Raw genomic sequence first — 24,468 nt, 5'->3', positions numbered from 1 at the left:
TTAGATTGCAGAAGCAACGTCTACAGAACCATCAATCTTTTTGATCAATCCTTGAAGCGTCTTTCCTGGTCCAACTTCTACGAAGTTAGAAGCACCATCTTTAATCATATTCTGAACAGATTGCGTCCACTTTACAGGACCTGTTAGTTGTGCAATCAAGTTTTGTTTAATTTCGTCAGGGTTAGTAACCGCTGTTGTTGTAATATTCTGATAAACCGGAATAGTTGCTTTTCTAAATTTGGTAAGCTCAATTGCAGCAGCTAATTTCTCTTGTGCCGGCTGCATCAATGGAGAATGGAAAGCACCATTTACAGGTAATAATAACGCTCTTTTAGCACCTGCCTCTTTTAATTTTATACAAGCCTCTTCTACAGCTGCTGTTTCTCCGGAAATCACTAATTGTCCAGGACAGTTATAATTTGCCGGAACAACAATTCCGTTAATCTGAGCACAGATATCTTCAACTTTAGCATCTTCTAATCCCAAAATTGCAGCCATAGAACTTGGATTTGCATCACAAGCTTCCTGCATTGCTTTTGCTCTTTCAGAAACTAACTTAAGTCCATCATCAAAAGATAAAACTCCATTAGCAACAAGTGCTGAAAATTCACCTAAAGAATGACCTGCCACCATTTCAGCACCAAGACCGTTTACTGCTTTTAGAGCAGCTACTGAATGTATAAAAATAGAAGGTTGTGTAACCTCAGTTTTTTTAAGATCCTCATCCGCCCCATTAAACATAAGGGAGAGAATATCAAAACCTAAAATTTCATTGGCAGATTCCATCAAGTCCTTTATGTCTTTTCGAGAATCATATAATTCTTTTCCCATCCCAACGAATTGAGAACCCTGCCCAGGAAATACAAGTGCTTTCATCTATTAATTTAAAATATTATGCAAATATAAATATAATATTAAGAATTTCCTTAATGCAATCCTCTTCTCTAAGGAACCAATCGAATCACACGATAGCCTGTATTTACATAAGCACCATTAGCTTTGGACTTTACAAACTCAAACTTAGTCGCAAGCTGGGTCTGAATTTTATTCATTTGTTTAAAGATTTCTCCTTTTTTGTTCTCTCTTGTTAACATATCATTTACAACATCGAACCCAATGATTGCATATCTTGGAGGAGTCTTACAATATTTACTTTTATAGGCTGCAAGGATTTCCTTTTCAAAACTTCCATCTGTATTGATCTTTCTATCCATTAGATAAACCAGATTAACCTGACTAAGCTCGTCAACTTTTTTCTCAAAACTTGGGACATAATACATACTGAAAGCTTTTACTCCCTGCACTTCTTTTGACAATGCAATTATTTTATTTGAAAAAGCTTCCCCGGTACCATCATTATCACTGGCTAAAATTGCAATTACCGGCGCTGATTGTCCGGTCATCATATTTTGATCCGCTTTGATTTCTGCAGGAGAACCTACAATCATCACATTTGGATTTTTAACCGCCTTTTCAAGACCTGCCTTAATATAATTGGCGTTATCTTTTTTACCATCAGCAACTATATATATCTTTTGATCGGAATATACTGCCTTCACTTCATCTACGATCTTATCAGCATAGGTCTGATCATTCGTTTCAATAATAACCAAATTACTATAATTATACAGCTCAGGAGAGTTAGCAAATGGAGCTACAATAGGAATTTTTTGGGTTTTGGTAAAATCCAGTACGTCAATAACATTGGATTTAAAGAATGGGCCGATGATCAAATCTGTATTATTAGGATTGATTTGAGTTAATGAGTTTCTAAATGAAGCTTCATTTCCGGAATCCACAATTTTTATATCAAGTTTTTGTCCGGTTCTGGCATTTCTTTCAATAGCTAATTTCGCCCCTGTAAGGAAATCAATTGCCATGGTTCTGTATTGAGTCTCGTTTGTGCTATATCCGAAAGGAAGCATTAACACAACACTTAATGCATCTCCACTTTTCTTTATGTAAGCAGGGTCAAGTTTTTTTATTTTTAAAACCATCCCTGTTTTTAATCCATGTGATAAATCTGGGTTTAAAGCAATTAATTCATCAATGGATATCCCATATTTGTTAACAATAGAGAAAACAGTATCACCTTGTTGAACGGTATATGTTACATATTCATCTGCCAAAACTGTATTTGTATTGGATGAATTCGTTGATGATTTTTCGTTTCCTGAATCAATTTTAGCTTTGGTATTCACTGGCTCAGAAACAACAGCAGTCGTATTTGATTTCTTGACCTTAATAACCTCACCAGGTTTTAATCCTTTTTCTTCCAATCCAGGATTTAAAGTATACAGTTCTTGTTGGCTGATTCCAAACTGTTTTGTAATTCTATAGTAATTATCTTTTGACTGAATCGTATAACTTTCTTCGTCTGATGCATTATTTATAGCGATTACATCAACAGGTTTTTCAGTTGGCTTAGAAGCTACTACCGGCTGTTGGTCACCACCATATTTCTTAATACTATCAAAAGGCAGAGTAATTTCATCGCCAATTTTCATATGTGAATCCAATTCCGGATTCAATTTTCTTAAATCAGTTTCAGAAATACGGTATTGCTTTGTAATCCCATAAATAGTTTGTTTTGGCTGCAAAATGATTTTTCCAGTCTGAGAAGTCGGTTTAGCCTTTTCTACAACGGCAGCTTTAGTAATAGTACTTGCAGGACTTTTTACAGAACTTTTATCGGACTTAACCGTAAGCACATCACCAATAGCCAGTTTGCCTTCTTTAAATTTTGGATTTAGTTTCAGCAGTTCATCTACAGTTATGCCATATTTTCTAGCAATATTATAAGGATTATCTCCTTTAACTACGGTATGTGATTGTTGAGCAGAAACACCCAAAACCATACATAAACTGGATAGAATAAAAAACCTTTTTATCATAGTAGATACTTATAATTTACAAAAATACTCCTTTAAAATTAAATGGCAACAATTATTAATTTTGATTCTTGAACCACCATTTCTTCTAAACAAGTTTCAAGCCATGAATATCCATAATCCGCAAAAAATACACTAAAATTATAAACTCTTTCCTGCCAGGTTTTAGAAGGATGTACATCTAAAAATAAATTTTCCAGCCTTTCAAGTAATTCATTTTGTTTTATTTTTTCGGCATGTAGAAGACGTTTTTTCATCCTTTTAAAAGATTTAAGCTGTCTTACCTCTTCTGCCTTAACCATATTTCCAAAAGACCTCTCAGTCGTTTCAGCAATAGCTCTTAAATCGGAAAAACTATTAATCAAAAGACTTTCCTTTTCTTCTAATACTTTAACAACAGCACTGTCATCCAAAATCTTTCCATTGGTTATAGTAGCGAAATTCTGGAAAAAATCATCAATTTTCAGATTTAATTTATCTATTTTCTTTAGGGTTTTATCTTGAAGAAAAAGCATTGAATTTCTCGGAATAAGAATGGGAAATGGAATGTTAATCGTATCAAAATAATCCTTTAATTCCAACCAATACATGATTTCAGCATTACCTCCTATATATGCTAAATTAGGCAATACCTTTTCCTGATATACTGGTCTCATCAATGCATTTGGGCTAAATCTCTCAGGAGAATCTTCTAACTCATTTAAAATCTCTTCCCTGCTAAATTGAAGACCTTTATCAATAATAATGTATTTGTTTCCATCAAAGTCGATCCTATCTCTAGTTTCTGAAAAGTAAAAGAGATTGATTTCCCGAGGATTCACCTGAACCTTTCCATACTTCCCAGTCAGAAAGTTCACTTTTTCTTTTGATACATTATACAAACTGGAATTAAGAATCTCATCTTTGAAAATATCTTTTATCTGATTTTTCAATTCCTTAGAATCTCCATCAATGATCAGTAATCCAAAGTCAGAGAAAAGTCTGTTGACCAAAATTTTAATGGCGTCAGTAAGTGTATTTCCAACCTTATATGCTTCTTTAAGCATTAAAATAAGTTCCGTCCCAAAAACAGAATCTTTGAATTCCTTTTCAAATTCAGAAATGAAAAATGTATCACTTACTTCGATTCTTCCAACGGGTCCACCTGACTTTTCATTAATCTCGTAGTAGTTATTTTCCGTTTTAAAATGATTGATCTCAGCAAAATCATGATCTTCTGAAGCCATCCAATAAACGGGAACAAAATTAAAATCCGGAAAATGAACTTTTAAGTAAGAACAGGTTTTAATAGTCTGTAAAATTTTATAGACAAAAAAAACAGGCCCTGAAAATAAGTTTAATTGATGTCCTGTTGTAATTGTAAATGTATCCGGAAGTTTTAAATTTTCCAGGTTTTCCTTTTGCCTAGTCGAAAGCTTAAGGTTTGAAAGTTGTTGTTCAAGCACATTAAAGAGTACATCCCTCTGTTCTGATGTAAAAGATTCTTGTTTCAGATGAATCTGTTTTGTAAAATGTTCTAAAGAAAATGTACTTTCCTCAAAGCCCTCAATTTTCTGATCTAAAAAATCTTTTATTAATTGAGGTATGTTTTCTATATCATTAAATGATATTTTATTAATTGTTTTCAACTGTAATTTAGCTTTTTAGTTGAACAAATACCAAACAATTCCAAGGTTCAATCTGAAGTCATAAACCGGATAATGTGGAAATGCATAGGCTTTATTAGATGATATGAGAGTGCCAATTTGCTGTCCTTCAACAAAGAAGAACATTTTTTTCACTTTCATATTAATGTAAATATCGGCAATGGGCTGCCCTCCAATTGAAAATGAATCAGCTCTTGGTAAAATGTATTCATTAAGTATTGGAAAATATTCTCTTGAAGCAAACTTCGAGAAATAATAAACTTTCAAACCTGCCTGTATTTCAGCAGCATTTTTAAATGCTTTTGCCTGATAGAAAAAATTAACTCTTCCTATAAACCCAGGCATCGGATATAATTCTTTATTTGTCAATGCATTCTGAAATTGCACTCTTGTATTTAAATGATACCTACCAAAACTGAATGTTGCATCTCCTCCGATCTGAGAGATATTCAATGAGCTTTGACTTTGCTTTGGCATTGACGCTGCATCAAGATAGGTGTAGTTATCAATTCTAAAATAGTTAACGAACAATTCTGTTTTAAACCATTTAAGATTGATATTTCCTCCAATCTCAGTTATTGACTGATTTTTCACATCCTGCAGAACATAATTGAATTTATTATATACTGAAGTGTTTAAAAGATAATTGAATGTAGGATAGGTGCTCTGGAAATTTACTTTAGCATTTACAAAGTAATCTTTAATAGGTTCAAATTTTATATTATTTGTTGTTTTTAGATAAGTCCCGAATTGACTGCCATTTGAAAATTCTACAAATGAATTTAATTGGATTTTATCTAAAAGTTTCACCTGAAGATTTCCTACAGCCCCAATTCTGCTTTCTTTAATTTCGTTAGGAATTTGTGAAAGCGGCAAGGTAGTCTGCGTTGCACCAAATTTCAGCATTTGATAACGTACTCCAGCATCTAGCTTAAATTTTTCATTATCCCAAACCAAACTCACCGTATTGCTTAGATTATTTGAATATTTCTTGGTAGAAAGAGGAAAGCCGCTGACAATTTCTGATGGAGCATCGTACCAATATCCTTCTAGAGCCCCTTCTGTGTAATAGTATTTATTTCCCTGATTAAAAATAGTATGTCTTATCCTAAAAGGAAATTTTTCAGAATTAAAAGGTGTAAACTGATGACTTAAGTAATATCTCCTATAGCCAAACTGCGAACTTGAAGAAGCCAGATTTACTTCAGCATTGAGCCTGTTTCGAAAATCACTATTTCCACTTTGAAAAAGATCGTCCGCAACAATCCCTCCATTCTCCTGGTTATTCACATTTTGATGTAGGTAATGAGCAAACAATTCATAGTTCCCACTTTTACTAATGTAATGTCCCGAGAACAAAGTGTTATTATTGGCTGCTAACGAATTTCTATAAAGACCTTGCGACCGAAGTCCCATATATTCCAAGGCAAAATTAAAACGCTTTCCAATATTTTGAGTATATGTAGATTTCAAAATAGCCCCATTCTTTATTGAATTATGATATATAAAAGTGGCCGTTGGCGTTTTTACATCATAATATTTAACATCACTAATTCCTATAATCCCATATGATTTATTGGAAGGTAATAATGATAAATTTTGTTCTGCATTTACCTCATAAGAAAGAGGATTAAATCCAGATCCTACATTGGGAAACTGAACCCTTCCAAAGTTATCTTTGTTATTATATTGTGAAAAGATATAGGTTTTATCATAGGTCATTACTGTATCAAATATTTTCTTTTCAGAAAATTGGGTCTGATACAGATAATCATTGATAGTAGGTTTAAATATTTTTAAAGAATCCTTCTTTCCTGAATCAATAACCAGAGTATCTGCCAGTTTTTTTTCAAGCCTATTAGAATCTGTTTTATTAACTACCTGTGCATTAGAGAGACCACTAAAGAAGATAATTATAAAAAATAGGTATTTCATTCGCTAATTTTGAAATACAAAAGTACATGTTTTTTTAATAAATTAATGCTGATTTATAAACTCAACTAACTTTATAAGATCCGCTTCTTTGCCAAAATTGATTTTGTTCGACTTTATAAAATTTTCAAGTTCCTTTTTATCTATAGAGAAAGCTTCTGCAGCATCTGATATATTCTTAGGAAATTTATTGAACTGATTATTTTTTAAAATAAGATACAGGTCTTTATCCTTTGCATAATAATCATTAGCATCCTTAGTATATGCATTCGTGCTTTTCTCTCCCTTTAGCAATTCTATGTTTTCTTTTTTATAAAGTGAATATTTTAAATTATCGACTAATAATACTAAGTATCCAGCTTTTGTTTTACCATTGTAGGTATAAGTAAGAGATTTATAAGTTTTATTGAGTGTCGGAAATTGTATTTTAAGATTATTTAGTTTATTTGCATAATATATTTCTTCACCTTCTTTAAATTCCATTTCATCTTCATACGCATTATAACGAAGATCCTGAACATTCTTACTAAAATCTTTTATAATTACTTTCTCAAATTTTTCACCATTGATATATGGACTTCCTTCTATGACATATTCTTTAGTTGTTGGTCGATTTGCTCTCATAAAAAAAGTTCCTGGAGAATAAGATATGTTTTCATTACCGACCTGAGCATTCATCAATGATATTGTGAAGCTACATGCAATTAAAAGTATTTTTTTCATAGTACCATTTTACAACAAAAATAACAAAATAAAAGCCACTTCATTAAGAAGCGGCTTAAATTAATGCTATAATTAGTATAATTAATTAGAGTTATCGTATCCTGGATTTGGTCTAACCAACGTTCCAGTAAGATCCGTTTCCTGTCTTGGGATAGGGAATGCATTAAGATCTTGGTTAGTACTAGCTCCAGCTGGTCTTGGAACTGCAATACCCCATCTTCTTAAATCCCATTGTCTAAGACCTTCACCAAGTAGCTCTTTCATTCTCTCTTTTCTTAGCATATCCATATCAACAGAAGTAACTGCGGTTAATCCTCTATTAGTAATAATTTTATTGTAATGAATAAGTGCTTGTGCAGAGCTACCTCCGTTTAGTTCGGCTTCAACTCCATTTAACAAAATTTCTTCATAACGAAGCATTTTGATGTTATCAGCACCAACTCCTTGTGTATATTTACCAACACCAGAGGCATTAGAATTGTACGAGAGAAATCTTTGTCCTCCTACTAGTGTAATAAATGCTTTTCGCACATCATTAGTAGCGTACTCATCTTGTGTAGCTGCATTTACTACAAGATTTCCATAACCATTAGGGTTAAGTCTTTGTCTATAAGAACTTGTAGACAATGATGAATTAATACCAACAGCCAATTCAAAAATAGAGTTAGGAGCGGCTCCGTTCATTGTGAATCTAAAAGTTTCTTGCAATAGTGCTGCAGGCGCAACGGAATAAGCTCCACTATTAACAATATCATTTGTAAGAGATCTTACTTTTGCATAATCTCCTTTATAAAGATAAAATCTAGACATCAATCCTTTTACAGAATTAATTGTAAGTTCAGTTTTAACTGTATTGCCAGCAGAACCATTAGCGGTCATCAATTCTAATGCTTTAGTAAAATCAGCATCGATTTGTGCTTCGGTTTGTGCTATGGTAGCTCTTGGCATACGAGCTTTTGGATCATATTTTAATGGCAGTACTACTCCTAAAGACTCACCTCCAGCAATATATTTTTGTCCATACAATCTAAAAGCATCAAAAAATGCAATAGCTCTAAGTGCATAAGCCTGCCCTTGAGCATATCTTGAGTTCTTTCTATCATTATCGGTTCCCTGAATAGTAGCCATATCAGTGTTAATAACAATATTCGCTTTAGCTACTAGTTCATAGATTTTATTATATGTATCTACTGCATATGCATCATTAGAAAGCATTGTGTAGTTCATTACATTCTGATAATATCCACCCGCTAAATTACTGATCATTTCATCGGATCTTACTTCTCCATAAGCCAGGAAGTCAGCACCATAATAAGTATTTGAGCGCATAGCCGTATATCCTCCTCTAACAAACGCCTGAACTTCATTATCAGTCTTTAAAGGGGCTTGTTCTACCTCTTGGAAAAACTCTCTATCTACAAAGTCATCGGAACATGCTACATTAGTCATTGCAACACCGATTGACAATAATCCTATTTTTATTATTTTATTCATTTTTTCTTTTTTTAGAAGCTAATATTAACACCAAATAAATAAGACTTTAACACAGGTAAACTTAAGTTAGTACTTCCTGAAATATTGGTCTCTGGATCAAATTTCAATCTATCATCAAAATTATGAGTCCATGCATTATTAGCCATTACATAAAGTTGTACTGAGTTAAGCCCTGTTCCATTAAGGAAGTCACCTTTAAATGTGTAGCCAAATCTTGCATTACTTAATCTGATGTAATCTGCATCATACAAATATCTTGTAGAAGCTCCATTAGAACGCTTGTTACCACCATATAAAGGTTTTGGATTTGATGCATTTGTATTTTGAGGAGTCCAGTAATCTCCCATAACATCCCCATATCCTGGATAATTTAGAGAATACTGCCCATCACTATAGGTATAATTTGCCCAGTTATCGTAAATCTTACCTCCAAATCCATATGTAAATTGAAGATCTAAAGCAAATCCTTTATATGAAATGCTCGTATTTGCTCCTCCAAATATTGTACTTAGGAATGATCCCTGAACAGCTTGTTGTGCTTTATTGTAATCGTTAGTTGTTTCACCGTCAACCCCATTGATATACCATAGAGGATCACCATTAGATGGGTCTACTCCCGCCCATTTTCTTAGGAAGAAAGTACGAACACCTTCTCCAACTCTAAGCGTTGTAGTACCTGTATTTACAGTCCCTCCATATAACTCTGTAACTTCATTTTTAAGAGTAGAAAGATTCGCACCAACAGACCAATTTACTTGATTTCTGTCTCCTTTAAAGATATCTGCATTTACTGCGAATTCAAAACCTTTATTTACAAGCGTTCCTACGTTGTCCAACATTACACCATATCTCAATGTTCCATTATCATTAAGAATTGCACCTTGTGATGGAGATAATGGTAGGTTATAAATCAGGTCATTTGTTTTCTTGTTATAGTATTCAGCAGTAACTGTAATTCTATTTTTTAAGAATCCTAAATCGATACCAACGTTAAATGGATTAACGGTTTCCCAAGATAAGTTTGGATTATAGATATTATAATATCTTGCTGCAGCACTGTCATTATAATTATCATCATATAAATACAAAGCATATGGGTTAGCAGTCACCTGGTTTCCTAATTTACCATAAGATGCTCTGAATTTAGCCATAGAAATAGCATTCATATCTTTAATAAAGCTTAATCTTGCCAAATCAACCCCTGCACCTACAGACCAGAAGTTACCTGCTTTACTACCTGGAGTAAATTGAGATAGAACGTCTCTACGGTATGATGCATCTAACAATAATAATTTGTCATAATCGTAGTGTCCCGTTGCCGCATAACCATATCTTGATGTAATATTTTGAGTTCCAGAATAACCATAAGGAACTACAAAATTGCTTATGGTCTGAAGCGTTGGAGTACCTACTGTAATAGCAGTATTCATCAAGAATTTTCTGTCCGTCTTATAGGCTTCCTGAATCAATGATGCTCCTACATTATGCTTTCCAAATTTCTGAGAATAATCTAAAATATTCTGTACGTTAAAGTTAAAATATCTGTTTACAGAACTTCTTTTATATCCACCGTAACCATAACCATCTCCATGAAGAGGATTCCAATAGGTATCTTCTTCAACATTGATATATTCAGGAGAGAATACAAATCTATAAGTTAAATTCTTTAGAATCTTGTATTCAACATTTAGGTTAGCAAAAGCTCTGAATGTCCCAGCCTGGATATAATTATTTTCAAGTAAATAACCTACGTTGAACTGATTATTACTTAATCTGCTGTTAGCAGGATTACCCAAATACCAAGATCCATCTGGATTTCTTGCAGGATCTGTTGGCCTGTTAAAGTACTGAGCCAACATTGGGTTAGCAAAACCACCGCCATCACTTAAAGTTCTGGTTTTACTGTGTGAGATTTGAAAATCAGTACTGATTTTCAATTTATCAGTTGCCTGATAACTCAATTTTGTAGTATATGATAATCTTTTAAAGAAAGAATTCAAAATAATACTGTTTTGATCAAACATGCTGGCAGCGGCATAATAGGTGAACTTATCATTTCCTCCTGACATACTGAAATCAGTATTTTGTTGATAACCATCCTTTCTTACAATATCTAACCAATTAGTATCGTATGGGGAGTTCATAATACCCATTGCCTGTGCATTTGCAGAAGCTGATATCTTACCGGTTAAAGCACCACTCCCTATCTGATCAATTGAATAATTGCTGTTTAGTGAATTATTGAACATATCCTTTAAATAGGTCTTATATTCTCCAGCAGTATAGTTTCTGGCCATATCAACAGCTTGTTGGTTAAAACCACTGTTAAATGATAAATTAAATCTCGGCTTTCCTTTTTTACCAGATTTGGTAGTAATTACAATTACACCAGCCCCAGCATCAGCTCCATAAACTGCAGTAGAAACTGCATCTTTTAAAACGGTAATACTTTCTACATCATCAGGACTTAAGTTAGCTAGAATATTTGTAAGAGAAGACGTTCCATTGGCAGTACCTAAGCTTCCATTAGCAATTCTAACACCATCAAGAATATAAATAGGTGATGTTACCCCATTAATAGAAGATACCCCTCTAACTCTAACATTTGCAAATCCACCTGGCTGGCCAGAGGCACTACCCGTTTGAACCCCGGTTACTCTACCTTGCAACATTTTATCAACAGAAGCAACTGGCAAATCTTCAATTGCTTTAGCTGTCATAGTACTTGTAGCTCCTGTAATTTCCTGCACAGTCTTTTTTTGCCCAAACCCTACCATAACAACTTCCTCGATCTGAGTTTCCTTCACAGTGTCGTTGGTTTTCTTTTGAGCAATCACAGCTTGGCCTGTAAAAAACAAAACACCAGCTGTTAATACACGTAATTTCACATTCATATTAACAAATTTTAATATATTAAGGGAGCAAATATGTTAATAAATATTAACACTTACAAGTTTTTGAGGTCGTGGTAAATATCCCGTTTACTTTCAATTACGATTAATAATTTGTCAAAACCACTTGAATTTAACAAAAAATAACATTTGTCTTTTTTATAAAACAAATATTTTACTTTTCAAAATATTTTTAACAAATTTTTATCATCTTAAAAAATATTATTTAGAATAATTATAAATTATATTTTTGAAAACAAAAAAGACCACTTTGAGTAAAGTGGTCTTTTTTTCTATAAATAGTGAATTATTTCAACTTTTTCTTAACGGCAACTTCTTCATAAACTTCAAGAATATCACCAATTTCAATGTCATTGTAACCTTTTAAGTTCAATCCACATTCGTATCCTTTCGTTACTTCTCTTACATCATCTTTAAAACGTTTTAAGCTTTCCAGTTCACCGTCGAATTTAACGATACCATCTCTTAAAACTCTTACTTTTCCACTTCTTGTAACTTTTCCTGAAAGAACCATACATCCTGCAATTGTTCCAACCTTCGAAATCTTAAATACTTCTCTGATCTCAACATTACCAATTACCTGTTCTTTAATTTCTGGAGAAAGCATACCTTCCATTGCTTCTTTAACCTCATCAATAGCAGCATAGATCACAGAGTATGTTCTGATCTCAATCTCTTCTTTATCTGCTAATTCTTTAGCATTACCACCAGCTCTAACATTAAATCCAATAATGATAGCATCTGATGCAGTAGCAAGGTTCACATCAGATTCAGTGATCTGACCAACCCCTTTATGCAAGATATTTACACTGATTTCTTCAGTAGAAAGTCTTTGTAACTGATCTGAAAGTGCTTCAACAGAACCATCCACGTCACCTTTTAAGATGATGTTCAATTCTTTGAATTCACCCAGTGCAATTCTTCTTCCAAGTTCTTCAAGCGTAGTGTGCTTCTTAGTTCTTATTGAAAGTTCTCTTTGAAGCTGCTCTCTCTTATTAGCGATCGTTTTAGCTTCTCCTTCATCTTCATATACTTTAAACTTATCACCTGCAGTAGGAGCTCCATCTAAACCTAAAATAGTAACAGGAATTGATGGACCTGCTTCCGTAAGATTTCTACCCCTTTCGTCAAGCATTGCTTTTACCTTACCATGGTTTTTACCTGCCAGTACATAGTCACCAACTTTTAAAGTTCCTGTTTGTACAAGCATGGTAGCAACATACCCTCTTCCTTTATCTAGTGAAGCCTCAATAACAACACCTTGAGCATTTCTATCTGGATTAGCTTTTAGATCAAGCATTTCTGCCTGAAGTAATACTTTCTCTAATAGAACATCCATGTTATTACCAAACTTTGCTGAAATTTCCTGTGCCTGAACATTACCACCCCATTCTTCAACTAAAATATTCATACCAGAAAGTTGCTGACGAATATTATCAGGATTTGCAGATGGTCTGTCAACTTTATTCAATGCAATAATCATTGGTACACCTGCAGCCTGCGCGTGAGAAATAGCTTCTCTGGTTTGAGGCATTACATCATCATCTGCTGCAATTACAATAATTGCAATATCCGTGATCTGAGCACCTCTGGCTCTCATTGCAGTAAATGCTTCGTGACCCGGTGTATCTAAGAATGTTATTCTTTGTCCATTTTCCAGTTTCACGTTATAGGCTCCAATATGCTGTGTAATACCTCCTGATTCACCAGCAATAACATTTGTTTTTCTGATGTAGTCAAGTAGGGACGTTTTACCGTGGTCAACGTGTCCCATTACCGTTACAATTGGTGCTCTTGGAGAAAGATCCTCCTCTGTATCCATATCCTCTTCAGACTCTACCTCTTCCAGGTCTGCATCTGAGAATTCAATTTTATAACCAAATTCATCTGCAACTAATAACAACGTATCAGCTTCAAGTCTTTGGTTCATTGTTACCATAACTCCTAATGAGAAACAAGCAGAAATAACTTCCGTTGGTGAAACATTCATTAAACTAGCTAATTCACCTACTGTAATAAACTCAGTAACTTTTAATGTTCTGTCTTGAGCATCAATTTCCTGCTGACGTTCATCTTGTTCTCTACGGTAAGTTCTCTTATCTTTTCTATGCTTAGCAGACTTAGATTTACCTCCTTTATTTGTTAATTTCTCAAGGGTTTCTTTAATCTGGTTCTTAACTTGTTCATCAGTTAATTCAACAGGCATAGTTCTCTGCCCAGGTCTGTTGTTATTGTTTCCACCCGGACCTTTTTTGAACCCTCCTCCTTGACCTGGAGGACGACTTCCCTGATTGTTATTATTATAAGGACGGTTTCCACCTGGCCCACTTTGACCCGGGGGACGGTTTCCACCTGGCCCACCTTGTCCTTGAGGACGGTTACCACCAGGCCCACCTTGACCTTGGGGACGATTCTGACCGCCTCCCTGGTTATTGTTATTACCACCACCTTGTTGGTTGTTTCCTGTATTCTGTTGATTAGGACCACCAGGTTTTTCTATTCTTTTTCTTTTCTTTTTCGCCCCTGAATTTGGCTTTGGAGCAAATTGAGTTAAGTCAATTTTCTCACCAACAATTTTAGGACCGTCTAATTTTTGATAAACTGTTTCAATTTTCTGAGGCTCTTGAGGCTGCTCATCATTTTTTTTAGGCTCTTCTTTCACCTCAGCAATTGGTTTATTTTCAGTTTCAACAACTGGTTTCGGAGTTTCTTTCACAACTTCAATTGGTTTTTCTTCAGCTTTTTTCTCCTCCACTTTTGGTTTATCTTTTTTAACAGGTCTGTTTCTGGTTTCTATTTGAGATAAATCAATTTTATCCAGAACTTTAAATTCCTGTTTTTCGGGAGCTGCTTTAACTTCAGCTTCCGGTTCTGGCACTACCTCTTCCTTCTTCTCTTCAACAGGAGCCACAGGAATAACAGGAGCATCAGAAGTTTCTTCAACTTCAGGTTTTTTAGAATCCAAATCTATTTTACCTAAAATCTTAGTTTCTGGTTTATTAGCTTTAGCTCTTATTACTTCAGGGGTTTTCTTTTCTTCAATTTCCAGTTTTTCTTCTGGAACCTTAATGATCACCACCTCATGGGAAGCTTTACGTTGTTCGCCATCCTTGGCAAACTCAGCCTCCAATGCAGAATATGCCGCTTCTTCTAATTGAGCGTTAGGATTGTTTTCAACCTCGAAATCCTTTGACTGTAAAAACTCTACTAATCTGGACATCGAAATGTTGAATTCCTTAACCGCTTTATTTAATCTTATTTTTGGCATTTATATTATTTACTATTTTTTTAATTCTTAAAATTAAAGTATTTCTTTTTTACTTTTTGTTAAAATTTATTCAAAAATCTTAATCTTCAAATTCTTCTCTCAGAATGCGTTTTACATCTTCAATAGTTTCCTCTTCCAAGTCAACCATATTTAAAAGACTCTCAGTATCTTTATCTAATACCGATTTCGCAGTAGTAAGACCTACTTTCTTAAATTCATCCAAAATCCACTGCTCGATATCGTCATTAAATTCTCTCAAATCAACATCGTCATCCTCGCTAGACTCTCTATATACATCAATTTCATATCCTGTCAACCAAGAAGCCAATCTGATATTCTGACCTTGTTTTCCGATTACCTTAGAAATTTCTTCTACAGGGGTATAAACTAATGCATAGCTACTGTTCTCATTGATGTCAATTTTATTGATAGTAACATTTCCTAATGCTCTTTTCACTAAAATTTCAGGATTCTTAGACCACTGAATAACATCTATATTCTCATTTTTCAACTCTCTTACAACTCCATGAATTCTGGATCCTTTAACACCCACACAAGCACCAACCGGATCAATTCTATCATCATAAGCATCTACTGCAATTTTTGCCTTTTCTCCAGGAATCCTTACTACTTTTTTCAGCATGATCGTTCCATCTTGGATCTCAGGAATTTCAAGCTCCAATAGTTTTTCAAGAAACTTAGGTGCAGTTCTTGAAATAATGATCTGCGGCTTAGATCCTTTAAAATCTACTGATTCAACAATAGCTCTGATATTTTCACCTTTTTTAAAGAAGTCTGAAGGAATCTGATTTTCTTTTGGTAAAATAAATTCATTTCCCTCATCATCCAACAAAATTACATGTTTGTGACGAATATGGTGAATCTCTCCAACTACAATCTCTCCAATTCTATCTCTGAACTGCTCGTATAACATTGCATTATTGTGTTCCTGCAGTTTTGTAGCTAAAATTTGCTTTAAAGTTAAAATATTCCTTCTTCCTAATTGTGCAACAGGAATTTCCATCGTGAAATCTTCACCTACTTCAAAAGTCGGGTCGATTTTTTTTGCTTCAGAAATCTCAATTTCCAAATCATCATCTTCCGACATTTCATCCTCAACAATTGTTTTATTTAAAAATATCTGAAAATCTCCTTTATCGGGGTTTACAATTACATCAAAATGATCATCTGAATCAAATCTCTTTCTTAAAAGAGTTTTCAGTGAATCTTCAATAATTGCCATAAGATCAATCTTACTGATCCCCTTTTCGTCTTTAAAATCACCAAAGGATTCAATCAACGCTATATTATCCATTTATTCTTTTTTCTTTTTAAAATTTAATTACTACTAATGCCTTTTTAATCTCAGAGTAAGGAATTTCCTTTTCCTCTTCCACATCTACCTTACCTTTTCCAATATCTTTTGGTTTACGGTAACGCAAAACAAGTGTGATTTTCTCTTCATCCACTTTTGACAATTCACCCTCAATTTTAGAAGAATCTTCAAGTAAAATCTCAATCTCTCTTCCTATATTTTTGTTAAACTGCCTTGGAGTTGACATTGGCTCACTTAATCCAGCAGACATTACCTGAAGGCTAAAATCATGCTCTTCGCGATCCATATTGAACTCTATTGCACGACTTGCATCAAGACAGTCCTGCAAAGAAACTCCATTATCACCATCTAAAATCACCGTAATATCATCCCCCGCAGAAATCTTTAAATCAGTAAGAAATAAATCTTTTCTGGTCTCGAGGAATCCATTTAATAATTCTTCAATTTTCTTTCTAAACTCCATAAATTTTATGCTTGATCTACAGTACGAAAAAAGGCTTTCTTCCGAAGCCTTCCCATTTTTTTCCGTAAATCCTCTGCAAATATAATATTTTTTTTCTAAAAAAGCAAAATCATCTTATTATCAGATAAATAACCATAGGATCTATTAACATTAAATTTAAAGAGGTGTTGAAAGTATTTTTATTATTTTTGTCCTGAATTTTAAAAACATACATTTTGAATATAACAATTGTAGGAACGGGTTATGTAGGATTAGTTACAGGAACTACCCTTGCAGAACTTGGCAATTCAGTATACTGTGTTGATATTGATGAAAAGAAAGTAGAAGGTATGAAAAACGGCATTGTTCCCATTTATGAGCCGAACCTTGAAGAAATGTTCCACAGAAACATTCAATCCCAAAGATTATTTTTCACCACCAATTTAAAGGAAGCGTTAGACAAAAGTGAAGTTGTATACCTCGCACTCCCTACCCCTCCGGGAGAAGATGGTTCAGCGGATCTGTCCTATGTACTTGGTGTGGCTAATGACATTGGAGAAATGATGACAGAATATAAAGTCATCGTTAATAAAAGTACGGTTCCTGTAGGAACTGCAGATAAAGTAAGAGAAGTGATCTCTTCAAAAACAGACATTTCTTTTGACGTTGTCTCTAATCCAGAATTTCTGAGAGAAGGTTTTGCTGTAGAAGATTCAATGAATCCTGCGAGAGTAGTGGTAGGATCAAGTTCTGAAAGAGCAAAGAATATCATGTCTAAAATTTATCAACCATTTACCAATACTGGGATTCCAATTATTTTCATGGATGAAAAATCATCTGAACTTACCAAGTATGCCTCAAATTCTTTCTTAGCGGTAAAAATTACTTTTATGAATGAGATCGCCAATTACTGTGAAAAAGTGGGTGCTGATGTAGATAAAGTGAGACTGGGAATGGGAAGTGATGATAGAATTGGACACCGCTTTTTATTTCCTGGAATCGGATATGGGGGAAGTTGTTTTCCTAAAGATGTGAAGGCTTTAATAAAATCCGGAAAGCAAGAAGATTTTAATTTTCAAATTTTAGAAGCAACCGAAAATGTAAACATTGCTCAAAAAGTAATTTTGGTTTCGGAAATTGAAAAATACTTTGACGGAAACCTTAAAGGAAAAAAAATAGCAGTATGGGGATTAGCCTTTAAGGCAAATACAGATGACATCCGCGAAGCATCTTCTTTAGATAATATAGATCTTTTATTGAAAAAGGGAGCCGAGATAGTTGCCTATGATCTTGTCGCAGAAAATAATGTTCAAAAGATCATTGGGAATCAAATTCAATATGCAAAAACAATGTATGAAGCTTTAGAAGAAGCAGATGCATTATTTATTGCAACAGAATGGCCGGAATTCAAAAATCCAAATTTTGAACTTATGGCAGAGAAGATGAAAAACAAGGTTATTTTCGATGGAAGAAATATGTATCCCTTGGAAGTCCCTAAGCAATATGGATTCTATTATAAAAGTATAGGAAGACAAACGGTACTTAATTAATGAATTCAAAAATAACACACGCTATTCTTTACCAGTATATAGGCTACTGCTATAACATTAACATTTAAGAAAAAGAACAAGTCTATACATTATATTATAGATGGTGTAAAATGTATCTTAATACTTTTACTATCTTTAACCTTTAACTTTTTTCAAAATATTAAAATGAAAAATATAATCATCACAGGAGGAGCAGGTTTTATCGGCTCTCATGTTGTAAGAGAATTTGTAAAAAATAATCCCAATACAACAATCATTAATCTTGATGCTCTTACCTACGCAGGAAATCTGGAAAATTTAAAAGATATCGAAAACGAACCCAATTATATTTTCGAAAAAGCAGACATAACAAAACCTGAGGAACTAAGAACGGTTTTTGAAAAATATAATCCGGATGCCGTAATACATTTAGCTGCTGAAAGCCATGTAGACAGAAGTATTACCGACCCTATGGCATTTATCAATACAAACGTTAATGGTACTGCCAACCTTCTTAATCTATGTAAAGAATTCTGGACCTTAAATCCAGATCATACTCATGGGAGATTTCCAAACGAACCCAGACAAAACTTATTCTATCATGTTTCTACTGACGAAGTATATGGAAGCTTAGGCGAAACAGGATTTTTTCTGGAGACAACAGCTTATGATCCGCAGTCTCCTTATTCCGCTTCTAAAGCAGCGTCTGACCATTTAGTACGAGCATATGGAAATACCTATGGTATGCCTTTTATCGTTTCTAACTGTTCAAATAATTATGGCCCAAATCATTTCCCAGAAAAGTTAATTCCGCTTTGTATTTTTAATATTATCAACGAAAAGCCATTGCCTATTTATGGAGATGGGAAATATACAAGAGATTGGTTATTTGTAATTGATCACGCAAGAGCTATTCATCAGATTTTCAATGAAGCTAAAACGGGAGAAACCTATAATATCGGAGGCTTTAATGAATGGCAAAATATTGATTTGGTAAAAGAACTGATCAGTCAGATGGATTCTAAACTTGGAAAACAAGAAGGTTATTCCGAAAAGCTGATCACTTTCGTAAAAGACAGACCGGGACATGACAAACGTTACGCTATTGATGCTACAAAACTGAACAAGGATCTGGGCTGGGAACCATCTGTAACTTTTGAACAAGGATTATCAAAAACTATTGACTGGTATCTTGAAAACAAGGAATGGCTTGAGAATGTAACTTCCGGAGATTATCAGAAATACTACGAAAATCAATATAATTAATTTATAAATACAAACAGATGAAAGGTATTATCCTTGCCGGAGGCTCCGGAACAAGACTTTATCCCCTTACAATTGCCGTAAGTAAGCAGTTGATGCCGGTTTATGACAAACCAATGATTTATTACCCCCTCTCAACATTATTATTAGCCGGAATTAAAGACATACTTATCATTACTACCCCTCATGATCAGGAAGGCTTTATTAAACTTTTAGGAGACGGCTCTCAGATAGGCTGCAATATAGAGTACATGGTCCAGCCAAGTCCCGATGGTCTGGCACAAGCATTTATCCTTGGAGATTCTTTTATTGGAAATGATCCTGTAGCATTAGTGCTTGGGGATAATATTTTTTATGGCTCAGAAATGGGAACTTTATTAAAAAACAAAACAAATCCTGATGGAGGTGTTGTTTTTGCTTACCATGTTTCTGATCCCGAAAGATATGGTGTTGTAGAATTTGATCAGGATTTCAAGGCTGTATCTATAGAAGAAAAGCCTGTTCATCCAAAATCAAATTATGCAGTTCCTGGTTTATATTTTTATGACAATGAAGTTGTAGAGATCGCTAAAAACATACAACCCTCAGCTCGTGGCGAGCTCGAAATCACAGATGTAAACAATGTCTATCTTAAAAAAGGAAAACTTGAAGTTGGTGTTTTAGACAGGGGAACGGCCTGGTTAGACACAGGAACATTTGACTCTCTTCATGATGCCTCAGAGTTTGTAAGTGTTATTGAAAAAAGACAAGGCTTCAAAATTGGATGTATTGAAGAAATTGCATTCAGAAATAAATTTATTGACGAGGAGAAGCTTTTAAACACGGCTTTAAAATATGGGAAAAGTGGGTATGGAAAATATCTCACTCAACTTGTAAACAAATAATTTTTACCATAGAAATTTATAAAGCTGTTGTCTTCATTGGTTACAGCTTTTGTTTATAATAATAAATATCAATATATTAGTTATTATTTTTGGTTTTTACATGAATAACAATTCATAATATCTGGAACTATGAGAAAATTAATTATTGTAAATTTGCATAAACTTAACACAAATGATTGAACCACAACAAAAGTGGACAGAAACAATTGAAGCTAATCATTCTCTCTTTGATTTAAAATTCAAAGAGGTATGGAGATATAAGGATCTTATTTATATGTTTGTAAAGAGAGACTTTGTATCCAGCTTTAAACAAACCGTGCTTGGACCCATATGGTTTTTTATCAATCCTATTTTTACAACAATTACCTATTTAATTGTTTTTGGAAGAATAGCCAAACTACCAACTGACGGAGCTCCACCTCTACTTTTTTATCTGGCTGGAATTACGCTTTGGAACTATTTTTCAACTTCATTAACGGGTACATCCTATACCTTCGCCGGAAATGCTGGCATCTTTGGAAAAGTTTATTTTCCAAGATTGGTAACTCCTTTATCAATTGTAATTTCCAACCTAATGAGGTTTGGTGTACAATTCATACTATTTATAATGGTATGGGGATATTATTTCGCAAAAGGAGAAGCACATCCAAATATCTGGATACTTGCTACCCCCTTCCTGGTTATTCTTATGGCGCTTTTTGCATTAGGTGTGGGAATGATTTTTTCTTCTCTCACAACAAAATATAAGGATTTGAATATGCTTCTTGGATTTGGTGTAAGTTTATATATGTATGCTACCCCAGTTATATATCCGACATCTTCACTTCCTGCAGGTTTCAAAAGCCTGGCTTATTATAATCCTTTGACAGGTATTTTCGAATGCTTTAAATATGCATGGCTGGGTGTTGGAAATTTTTCTCCACTCATGCTAGGAATCAGTACGGGCATAATCCTGGTACTTCTAGCGATAGGAACTGTTATTTTTAACAGGGTTGAAAAAACTTTTATGGATACTGTATAATTAAAACAGTAAAAAACTGTTAGAATTTATAGTAGAAGTCTAATTCTTTAAATTAAAAAACATGCTGGCTTTAAAAGCTGAAAATATATCAAAACAGTACCGCTTAGGACAAGTGGGTACAGGAACTCTTACTCATGATCTAAACAGATTCTGGTATAGAGTAAGAGGCAAAGAAGATCCCTATTTAAAAATTGGAGACACCAATGACAGAACGACAAAAGGCGATTCTGAATATGTATGGTCACTTCGTGATATCGACTTTGAAGTAGAACAGGGAGATGCTGTTGGAATCATTGGCAGAAATGGAGCTGGTAAATCTACTTTATTAAAACTTTTAAGTAAAGTAACTAAACCTACCACAGGCAAAATATACACGCAAGGAAGAATTGCATCATTATTGGAAGTAGGAACTGGATTTCATCCTGAAATGACGGGCCGGGAAAATGTTTTCCTAAATGGTGCTATTTTAGGAATGACGCGTAAAGAAATCAAGCGCAAATTTGATGAAATAGTAGATTTTTCTGGTGTTGAAAGATATATCGATACCCCAGTAAAAAGATATTCTTCGGGGATGTATGTGCGATTAGCCTTTGCCGTTGCGGCCCATCTTGAATCAGAAATTCTTATCGTAGATGAAGTTCTAGCTGTTGGAGATGCCGATTTTCAAAAAAAATGCCTTGGAAAGATGGGTGATGTTACGAAAGGAGAAGGAAGAACTATTCTTTTTGTAAGCCATAATATGACCGCTATAAAAGAACTTTGTAAAAGTGGGCTTTTATTAAATCAGGGGCATCTGGATTATTCTGGAAATATTCTACAAACTATTACAGAGTATCAAAAAAATGCAGAAAGACAAAGTAGTTATATCCATGAGGGTTCTCTGGAGACAGCTTTAGGAAATGAAAATATCAGGATATTGGAATTCTCTACGAAACCAATACAAGGACCATTTCTAGATATTGAATCTGGGATTAAAATAAGATTGAGATTTTATAATTTCAAAGAGAATATCAATCTGGATACTACATTCGAATTGAGAACCTATGAAGAAGCTGTAGTTTTTCATACGGGAGCCTTCGTAGCAACAAACAACAGTTCCCGAAAAAAAGAATACATAGTAGAATTTGAAATTCCTTCCAATCTTCTTAATGCAGGAAATTATTATTTCAAATTAATTTTCGGGGAAGATCAAAAAATCCCTCTTTATATAGCCAATGAAATTATAGGTTTTGAAGTTGAGAATGTTAAACGTGGTACTAATATAAATTCTCTACCGGGAATTATTAGACCAGATTTTAAATATGATATAAAATAACAGTAATGGACAAGGTTCAATATTTTGATTTAGATAAAATTGGTAATTCTTCTCTTGGCTTTATTACAGTAGCCGAGGGCTTAAAGAACGTGCCTTTTGATGTCAAACGTGTATATTGGACTTACTATACTCCTCAAGATGTGATGAGAGGAGGTCATGCTCATAAAAATCTTAAGCAAATCATATTTGCTGTATCAGGAACAATAGAGTTTAATATCGAAGATAAAAATGGTAATAAAGAAACCTTTATACTAGATAATCCTTCTAGAGGAATATATATCCCAAAATTAATCTGGCGGGATATTAAATTCTCACACAGTGCGGTATTACTCTGTTTAGCATCTGAACTTTACGACGAAAACGACTACTTTAGAAGTTATGAAGAATTTACCTCATACCCTTCTCCATCTGAAGTGTTACATCTGGTAGATTATACTGAAGAAATTCTGGATAAATCGTGGAATTGGCTTAATGATCCTGAAATTAAAAAGCTTACTAATACACCTGATTTTACAAGAGAAGATCAGAAAATATGGTTTAGCAAACTTGAGGATATGAAAAACTATGATATTAAAGGTATTGCTTTTGGTGAGCAAATTATTGGCGTTGCAGGTCTAAAAAAAATTGACCTCAACAACAAAGATGCTGAGTATTTTGGTTATATCGGAGAAAAGCAATTTTGGGGGAAAGGTCTAAGCAAACAAATATTATCTGAAATATTGCGCAGTGCAAAGGAAGAGCACAAGTTAGAAAGCATCTATCTAAATGTTATTCCTGATAATATTAGAGCTATCAAAGCTTATGAAAATTTTGGATTCAGAATAGAGTTGATCGTAAAAGATAACGTAAAAATGTCTTTAAAGTTATAATGGATATAGAACTAACACGATATCATGTTACCCAGAAAGTCATTTGGGATACTTTCATAAGGGAAAGCAAAAATGGATTATTCTTTTTTGAAAGGGATTATATGGATTATCATGCTGACCGCTTTACTGATCATTCTTTGATTTTCATTAAAAAAGATCAGATCATTGCTGCTTTTCCAGCGAATGAAATAGATAAGGAAATTTTTTCTCACGCCGGATTAACTTATGGATCTTTGGTTATCAGTGAAAAAACTAAAACTGTTGAGGTCTTAGAAATATTTACACTTTTAATCAACTACTACAAGAATAGTGGTTTTAGCAAATTACTTTATAAAGCAATTCCGTCTATCTTCTTTGAGCAACCTTCGCAGGAAGACCTGTATGCTTTATTTTTAAATAATGCACAACTTATCAGACGAGATATCTCTTCGGTGTTACCTATCCAAAATAGGTTACCTTTAGCGAATTCACCTGCAAGAAGATATAAAAAATGTTCCAAGTTAAATCTTGAGATTAAAGAGAATAAAAATTTTGAAAATTACTGGACACTTCTAACAAATGTCCTTGCATCAAACCATGGAGCTAAACCTGTACACAGTCTACAGGAAATTCAACAGTTAGCAGAAAAATTCCCAAATAATATCAAACTATACGAAGTTACAGAAAATGAAGAGCTACTGAGTGGTACCTTAATTTTCGACTTTGGTAAAGTCCTTCATACACAATACCTCGCGAATTCTGAGAAGGGCAGGGAAATTGGTGCTTTGGACTATCTTATTATCAAGCTGCTTGAAGAACAATTTCAAGACAGACCCTATTTTAGTTTCGGAATCTCTACTGAAAATCAGGGAAGATTTTTAAATGAAGGTCTGATCAACCAAAAAGAGATGTATGGTGGGAGGGCTATTTGTAATGATTTTTATGAAATTACTTTAAATTAAAA

17 protein-coding genes are annotated in these 24,468 nt (G+C 33.9%); 7 read left to right on the top strand and 10 right to left on the bottom strand.

Annotation, left to right across the window (positions count from 1 at the left end; genetic code table 11):
- From fabD to rimP, 10 genes are all read right to left on the bottom strand, one after another.
- Window positions 1–876, bottom strand: a complete 876-nt coding sequence (gene fabD / locus AC3WRL_RS09285; protein WP_214830800.1) for an ACP S-malonyltransferase — start codon at window positions 874–876, stop codon at window positions 1–3.
- A 68-nt stretch (window positions 877–944) separates the two neighbouring features.
- Window positions 945–2,894, bottom strand: coding sequence for a LysM peptidoglycan-binding domain-containing protein (locus tag AC3WRL_RS09280; RefSeq protein WP_492330151.1), 1,950 nt, complete (start codon window positions 2,892–2,894; stop codon window positions 945–947).
- A 38-nt stretch (window positions 2,895–2,932) separates the two neighbouring features.
- Window positions 2,933–4,519 carry a bacillithiol biosynthesis cysteine-adding enzyme BshC gene (bshC, locus tag AC3WRL_RS09275; RefSeq protein ID WP_492330150.1) on the bottom strand — a complete coding sequence of 529 codons (1,587 nt, stop codon included), beginning with the start codon at window positions 4,517–4,519 and terminating at the stop codon, window positions 2,933–2,935.
- Between the two features lie 15 nt (window positions 4,520–4,534).
- The gene (locus tag AC3WRL_RS09270) at window positions 4,535–6,472 is read right to left on the bottom strand and encodes a putative porin (protein WP_492330149.1); all 1,938 of its coding nucleotides are present in this window, start codon (window positions 6,470–6,472) and stop codon (window positions 4,535–4,537) included.
- A gap of 42 nt (window positions 6,473–6,514) precedes the next feature.
- The gene (locus tag AC3WRL_RS09265; protein WP_492330148.1) at window positions 6,515–7,192 is read right to left on the bottom strand and encodes a hypothetical protein; all 678 of its coding nucleotides are present in this window, start codon (window positions 7,190–7,192) and stop codon (window positions 6,515–6,517) included.
- 81 nt (window positions 7,193–7,273) lie between these two features.
- Window positions 7,274–8,686: a RagB/SusD family nutrient uptake outer membrane protein gene (locus AC3WRL_RS09260; RefSeq protein WP_261510913.1), complete on the bottom strand. Its 1,413-nt coding sequence runs from the start codon at window positions 8,684–8,686 to the stop codon at window positions 7,274–7,276.
- Between the two features lie 11 nt (window positions 8,687–8,697).
- Complete coding sequence (locus AC3WRL_RS09255) at window positions 8,698–11,580, bottom strand: SusC/RagA family TonB-linked outer membrane protein (protein ID WP_261510912.1); 2,883 nt, start codon at window positions 11,578–11,580, stop codon at window positions 8,698–8,700.
- A 304-nt stretch (window positions 11,581–11,884) separates the two neighbouring features.
- Entirely contained in the window at window positions 11,885–14,866 is a 2,982-nt protein-coding gene (gene infB / locus AC3WRL_RS09250; protein WP_261510911.1) for a translation initiation factor IF-2, read from the bottom strand.
- Between the two features lie 79 nt (window positions 14,867–14,945).
- Complete coding sequence (gene nusA / locus AC3WRL_RS09245; protein WP_172282359.1) at window positions 14,946–16,181, bottom strand: transcription termination factor NusA; 1,236 nt, start codon at window positions 16,179–16,181, stop codon at window positions 14,946–14,948.
- Window positions 16,182–16,197: 16 nt separating this feature from the next.
- Window positions 16,198–16,665, bottom strand: a complete 468-nt coding sequence (gene rimP / locus AC3WRL_RS09240) for a ribosome assembly cofactor RimP (protein WP_214830779.1) — start codon at window positions 16,663–16,665, stop codon at window positions 16,198–16,200.
- A gap of 215 nt (window positions 16,666–16,880) precedes the next feature.
- Here rimP and AC3WRL_RS09235 point away from each other — a divergent pair, with 215 nt between their 5' ends.
- The 7 genes from AC3WRL_RS09235 (at window position 16,881) to AC3WRL_RS09205 (ending at window position 24,466) form a co-directional block, all read left to right on the top strand.
- Window positions 16,881–18,194: a UDP-glucose dehydrogenase family protein gene (locus AC3WRL_RS09235; protein ID WP_261510910.1), complete on the top strand. Its 1,314-nt coding sequence runs from the start codon at window positions 16,881–16,883 to the stop codon at window positions 18,192–18,194.
- Between the two features lie 165 nt (window positions 18,195–18,359).
- Complete coding sequence (gene rfbB / locus AC3WRL_RS09230) at window positions 18,360–19,439, top strand: dTDP-glucose 4,6-dehydratase (RefSeq protein ID WP_214830775.1); 1,080 nt, start codon at window positions 18,360–18,362, stop codon at window positions 19,437–19,439.
- A gap of 17 nt (window positions 19,440–19,456) precedes the next feature.
- Entirely contained in the window at window positions 19,457–20,320 is an 864-nt protein-coding gene (gene rfbA / locus AC3WRL_RS09225) for a glucose-1-phosphate thymidylyltransferase RfbA (RefSeq protein WP_214830772.1), read from the top strand.
- A 172-nt stretch (window positions 20,321–20,492) separates the two neighbouring features.
- Complete coding sequence (locus AC3WRL_RS09220; RefSeq protein WP_261510909.1) at window positions 20,493–21,341, top strand: ABC transporter permease; 849 nt, start codon at window positions 20,493–20,495, stop codon at window positions 21,339–21,341.
- A gap of 61 nt (window positions 21,342–21,402) precedes the next feature.
- On the top strand, window positions 21,403–22,656 hold the full coding sequence (locus tag AC3WRL_RS09215; protein ID WP_214830769.1) for an ABC transporter ATP-binding protein: 1,254 nt from the start codon (window positions 21,403–21,405) through the stop codon (window positions 22,654–22,656).
- Window positions 22,657–22,661: 5 nt separating this feature from the next.
- Window positions 22,662–23,525 carry a GNAT family N-acetyltransferase gene (locus AC3WRL_RS09210; protein WP_261510908.1) on the top strand — a complete coding sequence of 288 codons (864 nt, stop codon included), beginning with the start codon at window positions 22,662–22,664 and terminating at the stop codon, window positions 23,523–23,525.
- Window positions 23,525–24,466 (top strand): GNAT family N-acetyltransferase, encoded by a 942-nt coding sequence (locus AC3WRL_RS09205; RefSeq protein ID WP_492330147.1) that lies wholly within the window; start codon window positions 23,525–23,527, stop codon window positions 24,464–24,466. The genes AC3WRL_RS09210 and AC3WRL_RS09205 overlap by 1 nt, the downstream gene beginning before the upstream one ends.
- Window positions 24,467–24,468: the final 2 nt, after the last annotated feature.

The organism is Chryseobacterium sp. FW101-FHT12H09, assembly GCF_058790395.1.
This window is presented reverse-complemented; position numbering and strand designations above follow the sequence as displayed.